This is a genomic window from Paraburkholderia sp. J7, from assembly GCF_905220155.1.
In the GTDB taxonomy this organism is placed as follows: Bacteria; Pseudomonadota; Gammaproteobacteria; order Burkholderiales; family Burkholderiaceae; genus Paraburkholderia.
Genome location: NZ_CAJMYZ010000028.1, coordinates 13,501 through 29,551 on the forward strand (window position 1 = coordinate 13,501; position 16,051 = coordinate 29,551).

The 16,051-nt window shown below is 55.7% G+C and carries 12 protein-coding genes; 10 read left to right on the top strand and 2 right to left on the bottom strand.

The window, feature by feature from the left end; translation table 11 throughout:
• Positions 1 to 22: 22 nt before the first annotated feature.
• The 10 genes from U5A58_RS34155 to U5A58_RS34200 all read left to right on the top strand — a co-directional run bounded on the left by U5A58_RS34155 (position 23) and on the right by U5A58_RS34200 (position 12,521).
• Positions 23 to 1,162, top strand: coding sequence for an acyl-CoA dehydrogenase family protein (locus U5A58_RS34155; RefSeq protein ID WP_321915933.1), 1,140 nt, complete (start codon positions 23 to 25; stop codon positions 1,160 to 1,162).
• Positions 1,159 to 2,514 carry an FAD-dependent oxidoreductase gene (locus U5A58_RS34160; RefSeq protein ID WP_321915934.1) on the top strand — a complete coding sequence of 452 codons (1,356 nt, stop codon included), beginning with the start codon at positions 1,159 to 1,161 and terminating at the stop codon, positions 2,512 to 2,514. Before U5A58_RS34155 ends, U5A58_RS34160 begins: the two co-directional genes overlap by 4 nt.
• 59 nt (positions 2,515 to 2,573) lie before the next feature.
• Complete coding sequence (locus U5A58_RS34165) at positions 2,574 to 3,968, top strand: CmpA/NrtA family ABC transporter substrate-binding protein (protein WP_321915935.1); 1,395 nt, start codon at positions 2,574 to 2,576, stop codon at positions 3,966 to 3,968.
• Between the two features lie 15 nt (positions 3,969 to 3,983).
• Complete coding sequence (ntrB, locus tag U5A58_RS34170; protein WP_321915936.1) at positions 3,984 to 4,853, top strand: nitrate ABC transporter permease; 870 nt, start codon at positions 3,984 to 3,986, stop codon at positions 4,851 to 4,853.
• Complete coding sequence (locus U5A58_RS34175; RefSeq protein WP_321915937.1) at positions 4,843 to 5,772, top strand: ABC transporter ATP-binding protein; 930 nt, start codon at positions 4,843 to 4,845, stop codon at positions 5,770 to 5,772. Before ntrB ends, U5A58_RS34175 begins: the two co-directional genes overlap by 11 nt.
• A gap of 35 nt (positions 5,773 to 5,807) precedes the next feature.
• The gene (gene cynS / locus U5A58_RS34180; RefSeq protein ID WP_321890082.1) at positions 5,808 to 6,257 is read left to right on the top strand and encodes a cyanase; all 450 of its coding nucleotides are present in this window, start codon (positions 5,808 to 5,810) and stop codon (positions 6,255 to 6,257) included.
• 19 nt (positions 6,258 to 6,276) lie between these two features.
• A complete protein-coding gene (locus U5A58_RS34185) occupies positions 6,277 to 7,074 on the top strand; it encodes a sulfite exporter TauE/SafE family protein (RefSeq protein WP_321915938.1) in 798 nt (265 codons plus the stop codon).
• A gap of 12 nt (positions 7,075 to 7,086) precedes the next feature.
• Complete coding sequence (locus U5A58_RS34190; RefSeq protein WP_321915939.1) at positions 7,087 to 7,950, top strand: MBL fold metallo-hydrolase; 864 nt, start codon at positions 7,087 to 7,089, stop codon at positions 7,948 to 7,950.
• Between the two features lie 57 nt (positions 7,951 to 8,007).
• Positions 8,008 to 9,564 carry a methyl-accepting chemotaxis protein gene (locus U5A58_RS34195; protein WP_321890079.1) on the top strand — a complete coding sequence of 519 codons (1,557 nt, stop codon included), beginning with the start codon at positions 8,008 to 8,010 and terminating at the stop codon, positions 9,562 to 9,564.
• A gap of 998 nt (positions 9,565 to 10,562) precedes the next feature.
• Complete coding sequence (locus tag U5A58_RS34200; RefSeq protein WP_321915940.1) at positions 10,563 to 12,521, top strand: sigma-54-dependent Fis family transcriptional regulator; 1,959 nt, start codon at positions 10,563 to 10,565, stop codon at positions 12,519 to 12,521.
• A gap of 536 nt (positions 12,522 to 13,057) precedes the next feature.
• Here the strand turns inward: U5A58_RS34200 and U5A58_RS34205 are convergent.
• Together U5A58_RS34205 and U5A58_RS34210 are read right to left on the bottom strand one after the other, a co-directional pair.
• Positions 13,058 to 14,206: a methyl-accepting chemotaxis protein gene (locus U5A58_RS34205; protein WP_321915941.1), complete on the bottom strand. Its 1,149-nt coding sequence runs from the start codon at positions 14,204 to 14,206 to the stop codon at positions 13,058 to 13,060.
• 256 nt (positions 14,207 to 14,462) lie between these two features.
• Positions 14,463 to 15,767 carry an OpgC domain-containing protein gene (locus tag U5A58_RS34210; protein WP_321915942.1) on the bottom strand — a complete coding sequence of 435 codons (1,305 nt, stop codon included), beginning with the start codon at positions 15,765 to 15,767 and terminating at the stop codon, positions 14,463 to 14,465.
• Between the last annotated feature and the right edge of the window lie 284 nt (positions 15,768 to 16,051).

Here is a 16,051-nt window from a genome sequence, read left to right on the forward strand (position 1 = left end):
TGATAAACGGGAGTATCGCATCATGATAGCGGTTGATTTTCCTGGCGACCGGATCGATTCGACGTGGACCGATTCGCAGGTCATGTCAAACGTGACGGCCGTCGCCGATGGCCCGCTTGCCGAAGCCGCGCATCGCATTGACGAGGGACATTACCCTCTCGAGATCATGGGGTCGCTCGGCGCCGCAGGCGCATTCGGTGCGCACCTCGAGCGAGGTGGTCGTCGGGTTGGCTTGGCACTGGATGCCATGCGCGCTGTGAGTCGCCGTTGTGGGTCGACCGGGTTTCTCACGTGGGCGCATGACGTCTGTGGGCTTTACATGGAGCAATCCGATAATCCCGCACTGACAGGCGAACTGCTCAATGATCACGCGATGGGGCGTACTTTTGGGGGCACGGCGCTTTCAAATCCGATGAAAGCGCTGGCAGGTATAGAAAAGATGTTGTTGCGCGCAGTGAGGGTGGCCGGGGGGTATCGCGTTAGTGGCGCACTGCCGTGGGTGAGTCATATCGCCCCCGGACAGTACTGCGGTGCCATGGCGGGGGTGTTCCGCGACGATGGCTCACTGTCGCACGAGATCATGTTCCTGTTGAAGTTCGCGCCCGAGGTCGTACTGCGCCAATGCCCCGAATTTTCGGGCATGGAAGGAACGAGCACTTGGGGCATACGCTTGGACAACTACTTTGTTGGAGAGGACGCGATGATTGCAGATCCTGCGCGCCCTCTCATTGCAAAGATACGAGCGGTATTTGTGCTACTGCAAGCTGGAATGGCGATCGGGATTGCACAGGGGAGTATCGACTCCATCCGCGAAGTCGAGCCTGTGCTTGGTCACGTCAACCAATTCCTTGAGGATGGCGCCGCGGAGCTTCAGGCGGAGTACGACGAACTGGGGGGGCGAGTTGCTCGGCTTGCGGAGACGCCTTATGACGGCAGTAAAGACTATCTGCTCCATGTGCTTGACGCACGTGTGCAAGGCGCGCAACTGGCGCTGCGCGCTGCAAATTCTGCGCTTATGCATCAGGGAGCTCGCGGCTACCTCATGAGCGCCGCTCCGCAGCGCCGTGTGCGCGAGGCCCAGTTCGTAGCGATCGTCACCCCCGCCATCAAGCACCTGCGTTGGGAGATGGCTCGTCTGTCGAAAGAGGAGGTCCCCGAATGAACACGCCGACCACGTTGCCGTGGAGGCAATTCCTCTGCCGGGCCTGTGGCTTGATTTATGACGAAGAACTGGGCGATCCAGATAGCGGGCTCGCGCCAGGGACGCGATTTGACGATATTCCGGAGGACTGGGCTTGTCCGCTCTGTGGAGTCGTGAAGGCGGATTTCGAGCCTTATGAGCCGCTTGAGCGAACGGCACTGCAGACTGACGCTGCTGCCGTTGCTCCTTCGCGTGAGCTCGGGGTCGTCATCGTGGGCGGCGGAATCGCAGGGTGGAGCGCGGCTGAAGCGTTGCGAGCGCTCGATCCCGCAGTACCTATCACCCTCGTGACCGCATGCAACGGCGACAGATATCTGAAGCCCGAACTGTCCGTAGCGCTCGGGCGCTGCTTGAAACCTGCAGATCTGGTTCGTGAGTCTGCCGTAAATGCAGCCCGGCGCCTCAACGTGCGGCTGATGACTGAAACGTTCGTCGTCGGTATTTCCCCGTCGCTCAATCAGGTTCGGACGACGCGAGGGGCGATTCGCTATACGAAGCTCGTAGTCGCACAGGGGGCGCGTCCGGCACTGCCAGAGCAGATGCCAGCTTCACTCTGCTGGCGTGTCAATGATTTGGCGGGGTGGTCAGGGCTTCAGGCACGATTGGATGGCGCGAAAAAACACGTCGCGATTGTCGGTGCCGGAATGATTGGATGCGAACTCGCAGAGGACTTTGCGCGCGCAGGTCACGCGGTGTCACTTATCGATGTGAACCCCGGTCCGTTGGCCAGCCTGGTTCCGGCAATAGTTTCTGAAAAGCTCTTGACGAGCTTGCAGGATGGGGGTGTCAGATTTTTGGGGGGGCGTCACATCGAGAAGATCGAGAAAGCGGAAAACGACCAAAAAGACATTCTGCTGCAAGGCACTGAGCAAATTCGCGTTGACGAAGTCGTTGCCGCAACAGGACTCGTTACCGAAACGCGGCTCGCGAAAATGGCAGGACTTGCGTTTGACCGAGGCATTGTTGTCGATCCGTTGTCGATGCAGACAAGCGTCGAAGACATTTACGCGATCGGCGACTGCATCAGTGTCGCCGGGGTGCCGTGCCGTTTCATCGAGCCGATCGTGCGCCAGGCGGGTGTTCTTTCGCATCACGCGCTCAATCGGGAACATGCCGGCTATGTCCACAGCACGCCTATGATCCGCCTGAAAACGAAGGCATTTCCCGTCGTTCTCCACGGGGTCCCACGCTCAGATGGCACGTGGAGCGCTCCGGAGGATCGAGATGGGCAGATTTGCATGGAGCAGAGCCTTGATGGTCGAGTGATTGCACGTATCGAAGCAGGCGTCACTAAGCAGCGGCTTGTTGCTTGAACGTCCTGCCGCCCGTAGGGCGGCTAACCCAAGTCCGGATTGAAGCAGGTGCGTCGAACATGAAAGATGAGAATCCGTATCGTCCGTATAGCCCGGACCACTCGCTGGAGCGCTGTTCATGTGGCATGCACGGCAGCCAGGACGAACACACTGCACGCAGCGGCGCTGCGTCGCGCCCCCAGGGGCAGGGTGACGAAACTCAGTCGCGTCATTTCATCGAAATGGCAGCCGTCCGGGCGCTGTTCCCCCACGATGCGCTGCGCCGCCGATTCCTGCGAGCAGTCGGCGTCAACGCTGCGCGTGCCGCTATCGCAAGTGTGCTTCCCTTAGCTGACCTTCAGGCGATGGCTGAGGAAAAGCGCCCACTGGAGAAGAAAGACCTGAAGATCGGCTTCATCCCGATTAATTGCGCCACGCCGCTGATTACAGCGGAACCAATGGGGTTCTATCGGGAGCAGGGCCTCAACGTCACACTTAGCAAGACCGCTGGGTGGGCCCTGGTTCGCGATCAGATGCTGAATCATCAGCTCGACGCATCGCATTTCCTGGCGCCGATGCCGCTCGCCATTTCGATGGGGCTTGCGTCTGCTGCCCAGCCGATGCGAGTTGCCGCCATTCAGAACGTCAATGGCCAGGCGATTACGCTAGCTCTGAAGCATAAGGACAACCGCGATCCGAAGAACTGGAGGGGCTTCAAGTTCGCCATTCCGTTCGAGTACTCGATGCACAACTTCTTGCTCCGCTACTACCTCGCAGAGCACGGACTTGACCCCGACCGCGATGTTCAGCTGCGAGTGACTCCGCCCGCGGAGATGATTGCCAATTTGCGGGCAGGAAACATTGACGGATTCCTAGGGCCGGATCCCTTCAATCAGCGTGCTGTGTATGACCAGGTGGGCTTCATTCATATCCTGTCGCGCGACATTTGGGATGGGCACCCTTGTTGTGCGTTCGGTGTGGCGCAGGACTTCATCGACAAGAATCCAAACACGTTTGTGGCGTTATATCGTTCTCTGCTGAAGGCCTCCGCGAATGCCCACAAGCTGGAGAATCGTCCTGCGATTGCGCGTGCTATCTCGACGCCGAATTATCTGAACCAGCCGGAAACAGTCATTTTGCAGGCACTCAACGGTCACTACGCCGATGGTCTTGGGCATGTGCGCGATCAGCCAGACCGAACGGATTTTCAGCCGCTGCCGTGGTATTCGATGGCCACCTGGATGCTCACACAAATGCAACGGTGGGGCTACATCAAGAAGCCGATTTCCTACGATGACCTTGCAAAAAAAGTGTTCTTGCTTACGGACGCGCGCGTGCAAATGAAGGCGCTGGGGCAAGAAGCCGACCAGGATGCGATAGCTACGGGGATGCGGAAATTCTCAGTGATGGGCCGTGAGTACGATCCCGCGGACCCTGCCACGTACCTCGCACATTTTGCAATCAAGCGGACCTGACTCAAAGGATATGAGATGAAGTCTTCAATTCGGTTGCAGGCTGCATTTGTGTCACTTGCCATGGTGGCCATCCTGCTTGTTTGCTGGCAGTTCGCAACAACTGCGGGCACGCAAGTTCAGCAGGCACCTACGACACCAGAGCAAAAGGAGTATGCCCGGTTGATGGGGCAGGCTCCGGGCGATCAATCGGCTGAGCCAACAAGTGATGGTTTCCCCACGCCAGCGCAGTTCTTGTCCGTCGCAGCGAAAAACCTCGCGCACCCCTTCTACGATCATGGTCCGAATGACAAAGGGATCGGCATCCAGTTGGGACATTCCCTTTTGCGTGTCGCTGGCGGATATCTGCTGGCTGTCGTCGTGTCGATACCGCTGGGTTTCCTGATTGGCATGTCACCGCTTCTATATCGCGCTTTTGATCCGTTCATTCAACTACTGAAGCCGATCTCTCCGCTCGCGTGGATGCCAATCGCGCTGTACACGATCAAGGATGCTTCTGTTTCCGCAATTTTTGTGATTTTCATCTGCTCCCTATGGCCGATGCTGATCAATACGGCATTTGGCGTCGCAAACGTAAGGCGGGAGTGGTTGAACGTTGCTCGCACCCTCGAAGTTTCGCCGTTGCGCAAAGCGCTCCAGATTGTCTTGCCTGCCGCTGCACCCACAATTATCACGGGAATGCGGATCTCGATGGGGATTGCATGGCTTGTGATCGTGGCTGCTGAAATGCTGGTCGGCGGGACGGGCGTTGGCTATTTCCTCTGGAATCAGTGGAACAATCTTTCTCTGACAAATGTCCTGTTCGCGGTAGTCATCATCGGAGTTGTGGGAATGCTCCTCGACCAGCTTTTCGCGCGCCTGCAAAAGAAGGTGACCTATGCAGAGTAACGACAGTCGCAGCACAATCGGCGGAGCATTCATTGAGATTGACAACCTCTCGAAACGTTACCGCGCCGACCTTCCACCGGTCTTCGAGGACGTGACTTTCAAGATCGACCGTGGAGAGTTCATTTGCGTAATTGGTCATTCTGGCTGTGGAAAAAGCACGATTCTGAACGTGCTTGGTGGGCTTGAGCAGGCAAGTGGTGGCAGTGCCGTCATGGGCGGACGGGAGATAGCTGGCCCAAGCCTTGATCGCGGCGTAGTGTTCCAGGGGCATGCGCTGTTGCCTTGGCTCACAGCGAAACAGAATGTCGAATTTGCCGTCCGGTCACGGAATCCAGACTGGACACGGCAACAGATTCAAGACTGCGCGATGCGCTTTCTCGATATGGTTGGGCTCACGCGAGCGATCGACAAAAAGCCATCGGAGCTATCGGGTGGTATGCGCCAGCGCGTCGGGATTGCCCGCGCGTTTTCCGTCGCGCCTAAGATGCTTTTGATGGATGAACCTTTCGGGGCACTCGATGCGTTGACGCGTGGTGTTATTCAGGATGAGCTTTTGCGCATCTGTCTGGCTACGCATCAGACCGTTTTCATGATCACACATGACGTGGACGAAGCAATCTTGCTTGCTGACCGAATTTTTTTGATGAGTAATGGTCCGCGTGCTCGCCTTGCAGAGATCGTTGTGAACACGATGCCCCGGGAGAGGACACGAGAATCGCTGATTCACGATCCTCAGTTCTATCGGATCCGAAACTATCTCATCGATTTTCTCGTCCGACGGTCCGCAACGATCCAGCAGGATATCGAACAAGGGCGCGACATGCATCAAATGACGCAGATTGTTCGTCCCGGTCTGTGCCAAGACAACGTTACGGAGCTTGAACAGGGTCGCGTGCTCCGTACCGGAAATATGGCTTAATTTTTCTAGTGGTAGATTTTTTTAAGGATAGTCACATGATTTCGAGTCGCACGCAGGTTACCGAGATGATCGTTTCGGCGAAGGTTCGCAAGGGCCTCAAGTGGGCAGATGTCGCTGAAAAAGTAGGCATGGCGAAGGAGTGGACTACCGCCGCATGCCTCGGTCAGATGCAGCTGAGCAAAGAGCAGGCCGCCATCGTTGGTGAAATCTTCGAGTTGTCCGATGAAGCCATCGCGTGGTTGCAGATTGTTCCATACAAAGGTTCACTGCCGACGGCTGTTCCGACGGATCCGCTGATCTATCGCTGGTACGAAATGGTGAACGTGTACGGCACGACCATCAAAGAGTTGATCCACGAAGAGTTCGGTGACGGGATCATGAGTGCAATCGACTTTTCGATGGACATCCAGCGCCAAGCGGATGCGAAAGGTGACCGCGTAAGTGTGGTGCTCTCCGGCAAATTCTTGCCGTACAAGTCCTACTGACCGTAAAAGGGAAGGACCTATGATGTTCACCGGGGCCGTCTACGGCTTGGCAATCGGCGCCGTCCTTGGACTGACTGGAGCTGGCGGCGTTATGGCCGTGCCGGCACTGATGCTGGGTCTAGGGTTGACGCTGCATGATGCAGCGCCAATCTCCCTGATTGCAGTCTCATCTGCGGCCGCAATTGGCGCGGTAACGGCTTTAAGGCGTGGTCATGTGCGCTATAGGGCGGCCATTGCAATGTCCCTTGCGGGAGCAGTCGGCGCGCCAATTGGAGCGCATTTAGCACACGAGATGCCACAGCGATGGCTAACGTTCATATTTTGCGGAGTGATGCTGTTCGTAGCGGTCCGGATGATTGCTCAGGTGCTAGGAAACGCTAACCAGCGCGAACAGTCCAGCAAAAATCTGCTCTGTCGGGTGAATCCTGAAACCGGGCGATTTCATTGGACAGCAGGCTGTGCCGCGTCGATGGCAAGTATTGGTGCCTCGGCTGGGCTGTTCACTGGCATGCTTGGTGTAGGGGGCGGCTTCGTCATTGTCCCGGCATTGCGGCAGTTTAGCGATTTGCCGATGGTTGGTGTTACTGCGACGTCACTGGCAGTCGTAGCGCTCGTAAGTTCCTTTACCGTAGTCGGGTCACTATTAGGCGGCGCTCACATTGCGTCTGTTGGCTGGGTCTTTACCGGGGCGATGGTCGTCGGACTTGCGGGCGGCCGTATAGCGACGCATCGGTTGCCATGGCAGTGGGTCCAGTCGGTGTTCGCTTTGCTCGTCCTCAGCGTCGCTGTGCTGTGGCTAAAGCAGACATTCGCCTGAGGGTCAGAGAAGATGGAAGTTAGAATTGAGCCGTTCTTCGACCCGGCGACGTCGACATTCAGTTACGTCGTGAACGCGAAGGGCTACCGCGAATGTGCAATTGTGGATTCTGTTCTCGGCTTTGAACTGAGGGCTTTGAGAGTCTCGACGGAAGCTGCTGACAAGATCGCAAGTTACATTAGAGAGCACGACCTGCTGGTTCAATGGCATCTCGAGACGCACGTACATGCTGATCACTTGTCCGGCGCAGACTATCTGAAACAAGAACTTGGCGGTCAGATCGGCATTGGCTCGGGCATAGTCGAAGTGCAACGAGTATTCCGGGAAATATTCGATTTTGGGTCCGAGTTTGAGCCCAACGGAAGTGACTTTGACCATCTCTTCGAATGTGGCGAGAAGTTCAACGTCGGCCCTTTGGTCGTTACGGTGATGCACGTGCCGGGCCATACTCCCGCTGATGTGGCATTTCTATTCGGGGAATCTGTGGCATTTGTTGGTGACACGATATTCATGCCAGACGTTGGCTCTGCTCGTTGCGATTTTCCTGGAGGAAGCGCCGAGAACCTGTACAAATCAGCTCGCCGGATCCTCAAACTCGGGGAAGAAACGCGTCTCTTTTTGTGTCACGACTATCCTCCTGACGGACGCGAGCCGATTTGCATGACCAATGTTCGACACCAGAGGCACGCAAACATCCATGTTCGCGACGGAATCAATCTGGCGACGTTCAGAGACATGCGCAACAGGCGAGACCAGAGCCTGTCCTTACCGGGGCTATTCTTCCCTTCCATCCAGGTTAATTTGCGCGCAGGGAAGCTTCCAGTGCAGAACTCGCGTGGGAGGAGATTTATGCAGTTTCCCATCGACTCGATCTGATTGTGTGCGGCTGAATCGCGATTACGACATCTATAAAAATCGATTAAAGGCAAGCCATTGAGAACGATCATCAACAATATGAGAATCGGAGCCCGTCTCGGAGCTGGCTTTTTCGTCGTTCTCTTTCTTTTGGTTGTCATTGTTGTTGTCGGTGCGTACAAGCTCGTCAGCATTGACCGAGATACGCAGTTGCTGGTTGACAGTGACTTTCGCAGCGCAACTGCGGCGCATGCTATAGACAAGCGAACGCAAATGAACGCGCGATACTCGCTGCAACTAATTCTGGCCCGAGACGATGCATCGGTGAATGCTCTTCTGGACAAGATTCACACGAATCAGAAGGAGAACGCGACTTTCCTCGACACGATTCAAAGATCTGACACATCTGATCGGGCAAGAGAACTGCTTGCCACTCTGCGTGAGCGTCGCGATACACTAATGTCGGCGCTCTCGAGCGTTAGCATCGCACTTGAACAGCATAATCAGGATGCCGCAGTCAAAATTACGACGGATAGAACAATCCCTGCCTTGACCGCGTTGAGTGAGACAACTGACCAGCTTGTTGCACTGGAAAAAGCACACGCAGATGTTCGAAGTGCGACCGTTGTCGACAAAATTCGTTCCTCCCTTCACTTCATGTTGGCACTCGGCGCAATTACATTGGTGTTTGGAGCTGCCTTTTCACTCCTGCTAACACGAACAATCACTCGCCCAATCATCCAGGCTGTGGACGTGGCGAGCACGGTTGCATCGGGTGATTTGTCTTTGCACGTTACCGCTCAATCGCTCGACGAGACTGGGCAACTTCTTCGCTCGCTTGATGGCATGAGCAGGAGTTTGGGGGGCATAGTGGCACAGGTGCGTGTGGGTACGAACGCCATCGCTACGGCCGCAACACAGCTGGCCTCTGGAAATACAGACTTGTCATCTCGTACAGAGGAGCAGGCTGCGTCTCTGGAGCAGACCGCTGGGGCAATGGAGGAGTTCACCGCCACCGTAGGCCGCAATTCAGATAGTGCAGAACGTGCGAATAGTCTCGCGCGTAAAGCTGCGGAGGAGGCCAGACGCGGAGGAGATGCCGTCGAGCGAGTGACGTCGACAATGCGTGGGATTTCTAGCAGTTCGCAGACTGTCGAGAGCATCGTTGAAGTTATCGAGGGAATTGCGTTCCAGACGAATATCCTTGCCCTCAATGCTGCAGTAGAGGCTGCGCGGGCCGGAGAACAGGGTAGAGGATTTGCAGTGGTGGCAGGAGAGGTGCGCGCCTTGGCTCAACGCAGTGCGAGTTCAGCGAGAGAAATCAAAGCGCTGATTTCAGAGTCCTCCGCGCGTGTCAGAGAAGGGGCGAAGCTGGTCGAAGATGCCGGTCAGATCATAAGCAGTATTGTACTGTCGGTTGGAGACGTCGCGACGATCACGGAGGAGATCTCGATTGCATCTGCTGAGCAACTGACCGGAATCCAGGAAATGAGTCAGGCGGTCTCCCAGATGGACCACGTTACGCAACAGAATGCCGCATTGGTTGAACAATCGGCGGCCGCGACGCATGCGCTCGCGTCACAGGCTCGCTCGCTCCTGGATGCGGTTGGATTCTTCCGTTTGTCAGAGCTTTGAGCGCTTTTGTGCATCCCTCGGTTATTCCTGCATGGAGGCACCGCTCGCACTACGGATGGGACACGACAAGGAGAAGAAGTGACACCTTGCATTCTGGTCGAGCAACGCCCTGATAACTGAGGTGGGGACTACACCCACGCGACGCAGATATCGTTAAGCGCAGGCACGTCGGTTAAACACGGCGATCAAACACCTGACAAGCGAACCAGTTCTACGCGCTTGAGTGGCCGCATTTCCGTCAGTCCAAACGCTGTGGAGCGGGGCATATGGGAGCGCTGCCGGGCAACACACAACGTCGCGATCGACTGTAGTCGACCGAAGACGCTTACGCGAACGTGCCGAGATGTGCGTCCGGTAGGCGCGACATACGCTAATTCATACGGGGTTGCATGACGCCCTGGAGTGCCTGCTGAAATAATGGTGCAGCAAGTCGGTGACATTGCCATCCGGTGCGCGCGTTGTGGCAATTCGGACAACACACGCACGAGGTATGCGTAGGTCTCGGCAATGCAGGTCAGACAACACGTAAGCATCTGGCTGTAGATGATCGCACTCGCTTTCGCTGCGGCGATTGTGTCACTGACTACCCTTGCTTCAATTGCGGCGGCACTACGCCGTGTGTGCTATTATGGAACATTTGGTACGGAATTTCAACCTAGCCTGCCGGGGAGTCCTTCGGGCGATATTTGCTTTCTGGGGGGCAGTGGGGAGAGGCTTGCGTGCTTCAAGCGGCACTACGGTGGCGTAGGGCCGCGCGTCGTCTCGCGGGCACGTCGAGTTCAGGGAACTGCCTTGTAGGCCGTGAGGTTTGTGTTGAAGGGCGGCTCTCTAAAGAGCCATCGCGGGTGTGAACCGAAGTCACCGAATTATTGAACAAGTTCGTGTCACTAAGAAGAATTCGGCAAGCTTGTCCTTGAGGCTGAAGGGGGGGTTGCCCTAGTTGTGTGGCTCTGGCGATCATGACAGATTTCGTTCAATAAGCGATAGTGGGATTTCAATTGGCTGCTCAGCTCCTTAGAGCCGTGGTAGGAGTTCACGGCACCACTCATGTCGAGGCATCAGTCGCGTACCAGTTGCAAATTGCGAATTTGGTGCGGGATCAGTTGCGCTCGGACGGGGTGTTGCCGGAGGGCGTATTGCGGGAAGATATCGAAGCGTCTTGGCGTCGAAGCATCGACCAAGGTGTCCGTTGGTACGACCGTTCGTTATTGAACCTCCCGGACGCAAAGAGCCAGGAAGAGATGCGCGAGGTGAACAGCGCGTTACTTGATGCGGCGACTCCGGAACTTCGATTTCTAGCTGAACGTTGCTCGTCTCAAGAGATCGTGATCTTGACTGATGCCGACGCGGCTATCCTGAAGATTGACGGTCATGTAACGCCGTTCAAAGATCACATTGGAATTCGGGACATACGCCCTGGTGCATGTTGGAGCGAGTCCGTGCGTGGAACCAACGCTCTTGGTATGGCGCTCGTCGAAGGCCGGTCTGTACTCGTAAATAGTGGTGAGCACTTCCTTGACAGTTTGAACCGTGTTTCCTGCAGATCGATGCCCATTGCGGATCCGTACGGCAAGATTCTGGGAGTGCTTGACGTCACTCGCGACGGACCTCTGCCGCTACAAGACACTATGTTCATGCTGATGAATACTGTGGCGCGACATATTGAACGCCGCTTGTTCGCTGCCACGTTTCCCGAGCATGTTCTTGTTGCCATACATTCATACGAACAATATATTGATTCAATTTGGGCCGGGCTACTGGCCATTACGGACGAAGGCATAGTCGCTGGCGCAAGTTTCCAGGCGTGTGAACTGTTGAATCTCACGAGAGAGCAAGTTGTTGGCCTCCAGTGCGGTAATGTGCTGCAAATGCGTGGCGCGCCGTTTATGACTGTTCTTGAACAAGCTCACGGACTCAAGGTCGCCGGCCTGCAGCAGGAATACCGGTTTAAGGTTCTCGCGTTGCCGCGGAATCCGGTGGGGGGAAATATTCTCAGTGCCGCACAGGCAACGGAGGCGGTAGCCGATTCTCATTCCCCTTTGGGCGCACTTGCCTGCGGAGACCGCCAGTTGTTGCGTGCATTGCAGCAGGCATGCCAGGGTTTGAACAAGGGCGTGCCAGTCTTGCTCCAAGGAGAGACGGGCACGGGTAAGGAGGTGATCGCGAAGGGCCTTCACGATGCCAGCGCGCGTTCCGGGAAGCCATTCATTGCAGTGAACTGTGCAGCCATTCCCGAGGGATTGATCGAGTCTGAACTGTTCGGCTATCGCGAGGGCGCTTTCACCGGCGCTCGAAAAGGGGGAGTCGTTGGGCGCGTGATGCAAGCGCACGGCGGTACTCTCTTCCTGGATGAAATCGGAGATATGCCGGCCCCTTTGCAAGCGCGCCTTCTGCGTGTCCTGCAGGAGCGCAAAGTCGCTCCCTTGGGTGCTGGCAGTGAACACGATATCGACGTGGCTGTGATTTGTGCGACCCATCGCGACCTGAGTGTACTGATACGCGACAAGACGTTTCGGGAAGATCTCTACTACCGAATCAAAGGCTTCTCGATAAATCTTCCGGCGTTGCGTGAGAGGCCGGATATCGATCTGCTTGTCGTGACGATTCTGAAGAAGCTTGGAGCCCCTGAGGTGCGCATCAGCAAGGAGCTGGCGGACGTTTTTCGCCGACATCCATGGCCGGGAAATATACGCCAACTCGAAATGGTGTTACGCACGGCATTGGCTGTTCGGGGTGATGGCGAGACCGAGCTAGGGTTGGACCATATGTGCGCTGGGTTTGTTGGCGCTGATACCTGTGTGAATTCAGCTCGGCCTGTTGGCTTGATTCGCGAGCAGGAAGCCCAGTTGATTCGCAATGCGCTCGAAAAGCACAACGGAAACGTGGGCGAGGCTGCGAAGATGCTGGGAATTGGGCGATCTACGCTTTATCGGCGGATCAAAGAGTTGGATGAGTGACCGCGGATGGCGTGACCGGTCCACGCTATCACCGTATGTTGAGGCGGAGAAAGTATCCTCGGCAACCGAGGCTTCGTATGAATCGGGAAAGGCGCAGAGCGGTTGGTGAGATGGAAGAACGATAGTCGAATCATGGTGGCTTCTGATCAATTCTGGAGTTCCGGAGGCATGACTGCTTTGACGCGTGGGTGACGTGGCAGACTTCTGCATCGGCGCATTGTGGGGCGCTGCGAGGAGCGAATGCGCCTCCACGTTGAAGTGTGTATCTGCAAAGTCATGGCTGAACTTGGCTGCAATGAAAAGAGAAAAATAAGCCATCATTCGACTGGCTGCCCCCACCAAGATCGCAAGGGGCTTACAAAAATCTTTCTCGACATCGTAGCGATAGTCTCGCTATGAAACTTCGGTGGCCACGAAAGCGAGTTCGGGTTTCCTGACTTATCGAGCAATCCGAAGATCGAACGTTCCACGGCCAATCGGTTGGAGTCAATTCTTGGTCGTTGCGAGCACATTGGCGACCGAGCAATGAAGTGACTTCAGTGGTCGCCTACCGCCGTATCGGCCAGCGTAAACGCCGAAACGGCTTCCTGCAATTTCATCGCATGCGTCTCAAGAGAATGCGCAGCAGTAGCTGCTTGCTCTACCAGCGCTGCATTCTGCTGCGTAACTTGATCCATCTGAACTACCGCCGTGTTTATTTGCTCGATTCCACGGCTTTGCTCTTCTGAGGCAACGGCGATCTCATCAACAATCCCTGCAACACGCCGTGCATTCGACTGCATCTTATCCATTGCCGAACTTACTTCCAGCGCGTGTCGCGTACTCTCATGGACCGTTGAGACCGAGGACGCGATCACTTCGTTGATCTCCCTTGCTGCCAGCGTACTCCGCTGGGCGAGTACGCGCACTTCTGCTGCTACAACCGAAAATCCTCTGCCTTGTTCGCCCGCGCGAGCTGCTTCCACTGCCGCGTTGAGTGCAAGAATATTCGTCTGAAATGCAATCGATTCGATAACACTCGTGATTTCGGATACCTTCTTTGAAGTGCTATCGATACGTTCGATTGCGTCCAGCATGACTCTAACAACCTGACCAGCCGCGTCGGCCATGACGTGCGCGTCTGATGCAAGGCCATTTGCTGTTCGTGCGCTGTCTGTGTTACGTTTTACCGTCTCTGTCAATTGAAGCATGCTCGCGGCAGTTTCCTGTAGTGAAGCAGCTTGTTGCTCAGTACGTGCGGATAGATCGAGATTACCGAAGGCTATTTCTTTAGCGGCCGTAGATACGGAATTCGACGAGACATGAACAACGGCCATCGCCTCTTCAACCCGCCGCATTAGCTTGTCGAAGGCAATCGCTGCGCGACCGAATTCGTCGGCTCGTGGACTAGCTGAACGTCTGGACAAATCCAGCGTTGTCGCGACTTCCTCAAATTTATGAGCCATGCGTAGCAGGCCACCGCAGACCACGCGATGGAGATGAACCGAGAAGTACACCGCAATCACTGCTCCTGTCGATGCGACCGCGATTATAATGCCCAGCCAAAGTTGGGGGGGCGACTGTGAGCCGGCATCAAGCTTCTGAGCCGCCAGTGCCGCGAGAACCGCACAAATTGCTAGTATCGCTGCCAAGAGGCCGAACGTAAGAAGCAGTTTGAATTTGATTGTCACAATTTTCTTTTTCATCAGTGCTCTCTCATTATTATCTCGTGAACTAACAGACTTATAGCGGGTGAAAAAAGTAGTTTCGATTAGGTGCGATCGCAATTAATAATATTTCATGTCGGCTCGCTAGCGATCACTGATAAATAGTCTCGCGCACGTTCCACGTGCGCGACTGCCATCCTATATGTAGTGGTGAGCGCTAGACTTTGTTCGCTTCGAGGGTTTCATCGATAATTGGTTTGTCCGCGGATTCAATCGATGTCTGCAGCGCAGATTTCTATCGTTCGTCGGATGCATGTATGAAACCCAAGACATTTTGTTTGATGGAGTGATATTCACGAGATCGTTCGATGCGAGTCGCGACGGTACCGATTAATAACAGCGCCGCGATCTCTATGCAGTCACCAGCGAGCCGAATCGGCCAATCCGTCGCCAAGTGCAATGTTCGAGTGACGAGTTGAAGACCGACGTCTGCAAATATTGAGACAATGGTGCCACCGACAAAACAAGCTAGGCCCTGACGCCCCACTATAACGACAGGCCATAGTCTTTCCGCGAGCAGGCGAATCCATCCGAGTCGCACCGCTTGCGCGCAGAGCCACGCGATCGACAGAAAGCTCACAATCCGCACGCTCGCGAGATTCTGCTTCATGTACCCGGGAGAAGCGTGCGCATCTATGCACAGCTTGATAAACGCGATGACTAGCGCAACGCCAATCGCGATCTTCGTCACTTGTCTGCCCCGAAACGATGCGTGGAATTCCTGAGAAACGGGGTGTAGGCGGGACAGTTTGCCTAAAGTGAACATTAGTTGCCACGCGAAGGGATTGAACGGCCAACCTTCGCCGGTCGAGCTGGGCAATCCGGTACCGAGCCACGGGGCGGCGAGCCAAACTGCGAGGCTGGCAAAAAGAGCAACTGAGGGTGACCGCCGGAATAATGGTACTGTGAACGGTACGCCGAACGCGAACAGCACGTACATTGGAAGCACGGCAGACAGGAAAGGTTGCTGACGAAAAAGTGCGAAGTCGAGCAACGTCCGTACCGGATGTGCGGCAAACATCGGCCACGTCTGATGGATTGCGGCTAACGGCACATTGACGAATCTCAGAGCCGCGCTGCAAGCGAGCATCAGTGCTGCCGTGATCAGGTAGGCGCGGTAGATGTCGCAGGCGCGCTTTAGGAAGCGTCGACGCGCAACAAGTTTGCCTCGGCGTGTGGCAACACCGACGTATGCAGCCGCCGAGGCATAACCACCCAGAAAGACGAAAACCTCAGCTGCGTCGCAATACGCGTAGGTATGCAACGTGACATGTCGAAGGACGCCGCTCGTGTTGTGATCGAGGGCAATAACGAGTAAAGCGACACCTCTAAAAAAATCTACCTCGACAGAACGTTCCGTGGACGAACCCATGCCCTCACCTTTTTTTGAGGAGGTGCTGTCGCTCGAGATGCGGGCTAATTTCTTGCCGCAGCAACGGTGAAAGGTGAGCCCATCGACATGGGCCAACGCATCCTGAATTCCGCAGGACACCCGCCCTTCAAGGTCGGGTTGCCTGGATGGAACCTGTGTCTCGATCACATTGGTGCACTTACTCGTCCGGTTCTTCGAGCTTCGTGTTAGAGAGGCCTGACGAGAAAACCGGTGTCACGATCGGAAACCGCTCGGTCAGGTATGCAGTGATTGCCAAGACAGCCAGGGCGACAACGAGACGTTTCATAGGAGGGTCGAAGCTCACTGTGGCGCTGTCGTAGGCCGGCGTTCTCACCTGCGGGCGACTTGTGGCATAACAGGAACGGTGAGCGCTCTCTGTGCTGGTTCTGGCTTTGATTGACCGGCGAGCGTCTTGTCTTAGTCGTGAGACT

What these genes read in the sequence shown, in the direction of transcription:
- U5A58_RS34155 (WP_321915933.1), top strand. Translation starts at nt 23, where the DNA reads ATGATAGCGGTTGATTTTCCTGGCGACCGGATCGATTCGACGTGGACC.
- U5A58_RS34160 (WP_321915934.1), top strand. Translation starts at nt 1,159, where the DNA reads ATGAACACGCCGACCACGTTGCCGTGGAGGCAATTCCTCTGCCGGGCC.
- U5A58_RS34165 (WP_321915935.1), top strand. Translation starts at nt 2,574, where the DNA reads ATGAAAGATGAGAATCCGTATCGTCCGTATAGCCCGGACCACTCGCTG.
- ntrB (WP_321915936.1), top strand. Translation starts at nt 3,984, where the DNA reads ATGAAGTCTTCAATTCGGTTGCAGGCTGCATTTGTGTCACTTGCCATG.
- U5A58_RS34175 (WP_321915937.1), top strand. Translation starts at nt 4,843, where the DNA reads ATGCAGAGTAACGACAGTCGCAGCACAATCGGCGGAGCATTCATTGAG.
- cynS (WP_321890082.1), top strand. Translation starts at nt 5,808, where the DNA reads ATGATTTCGAGTCGCACGCAGGTTACCGAGATGATCGTTTCGGCGAAG.
- U5A58_RS34185 (WP_321915938.1), top strand. Translation starts at nt 6,277, where the DNA reads ATGATGTTCACCGGGGCCGTCTACGGCTTGGCAATCGGCGCCGTCCTT.
- U5A58_RS34190 (WP_321915939.1), top strand. Translation starts at nt 7,087, where the DNA reads ATGGAAGTTAGAATTGAGCCGTTCTTCGACCCGGCGACGTCGACATTC.
- U5A58_RS34205 (WP_321915941.1), bottom strand. Translation starts at nt 14,206, where the DNA reads ATGAAAAAGAAAATTGTGACAATCAAATTCAAACTGCTTCTTACGTTC.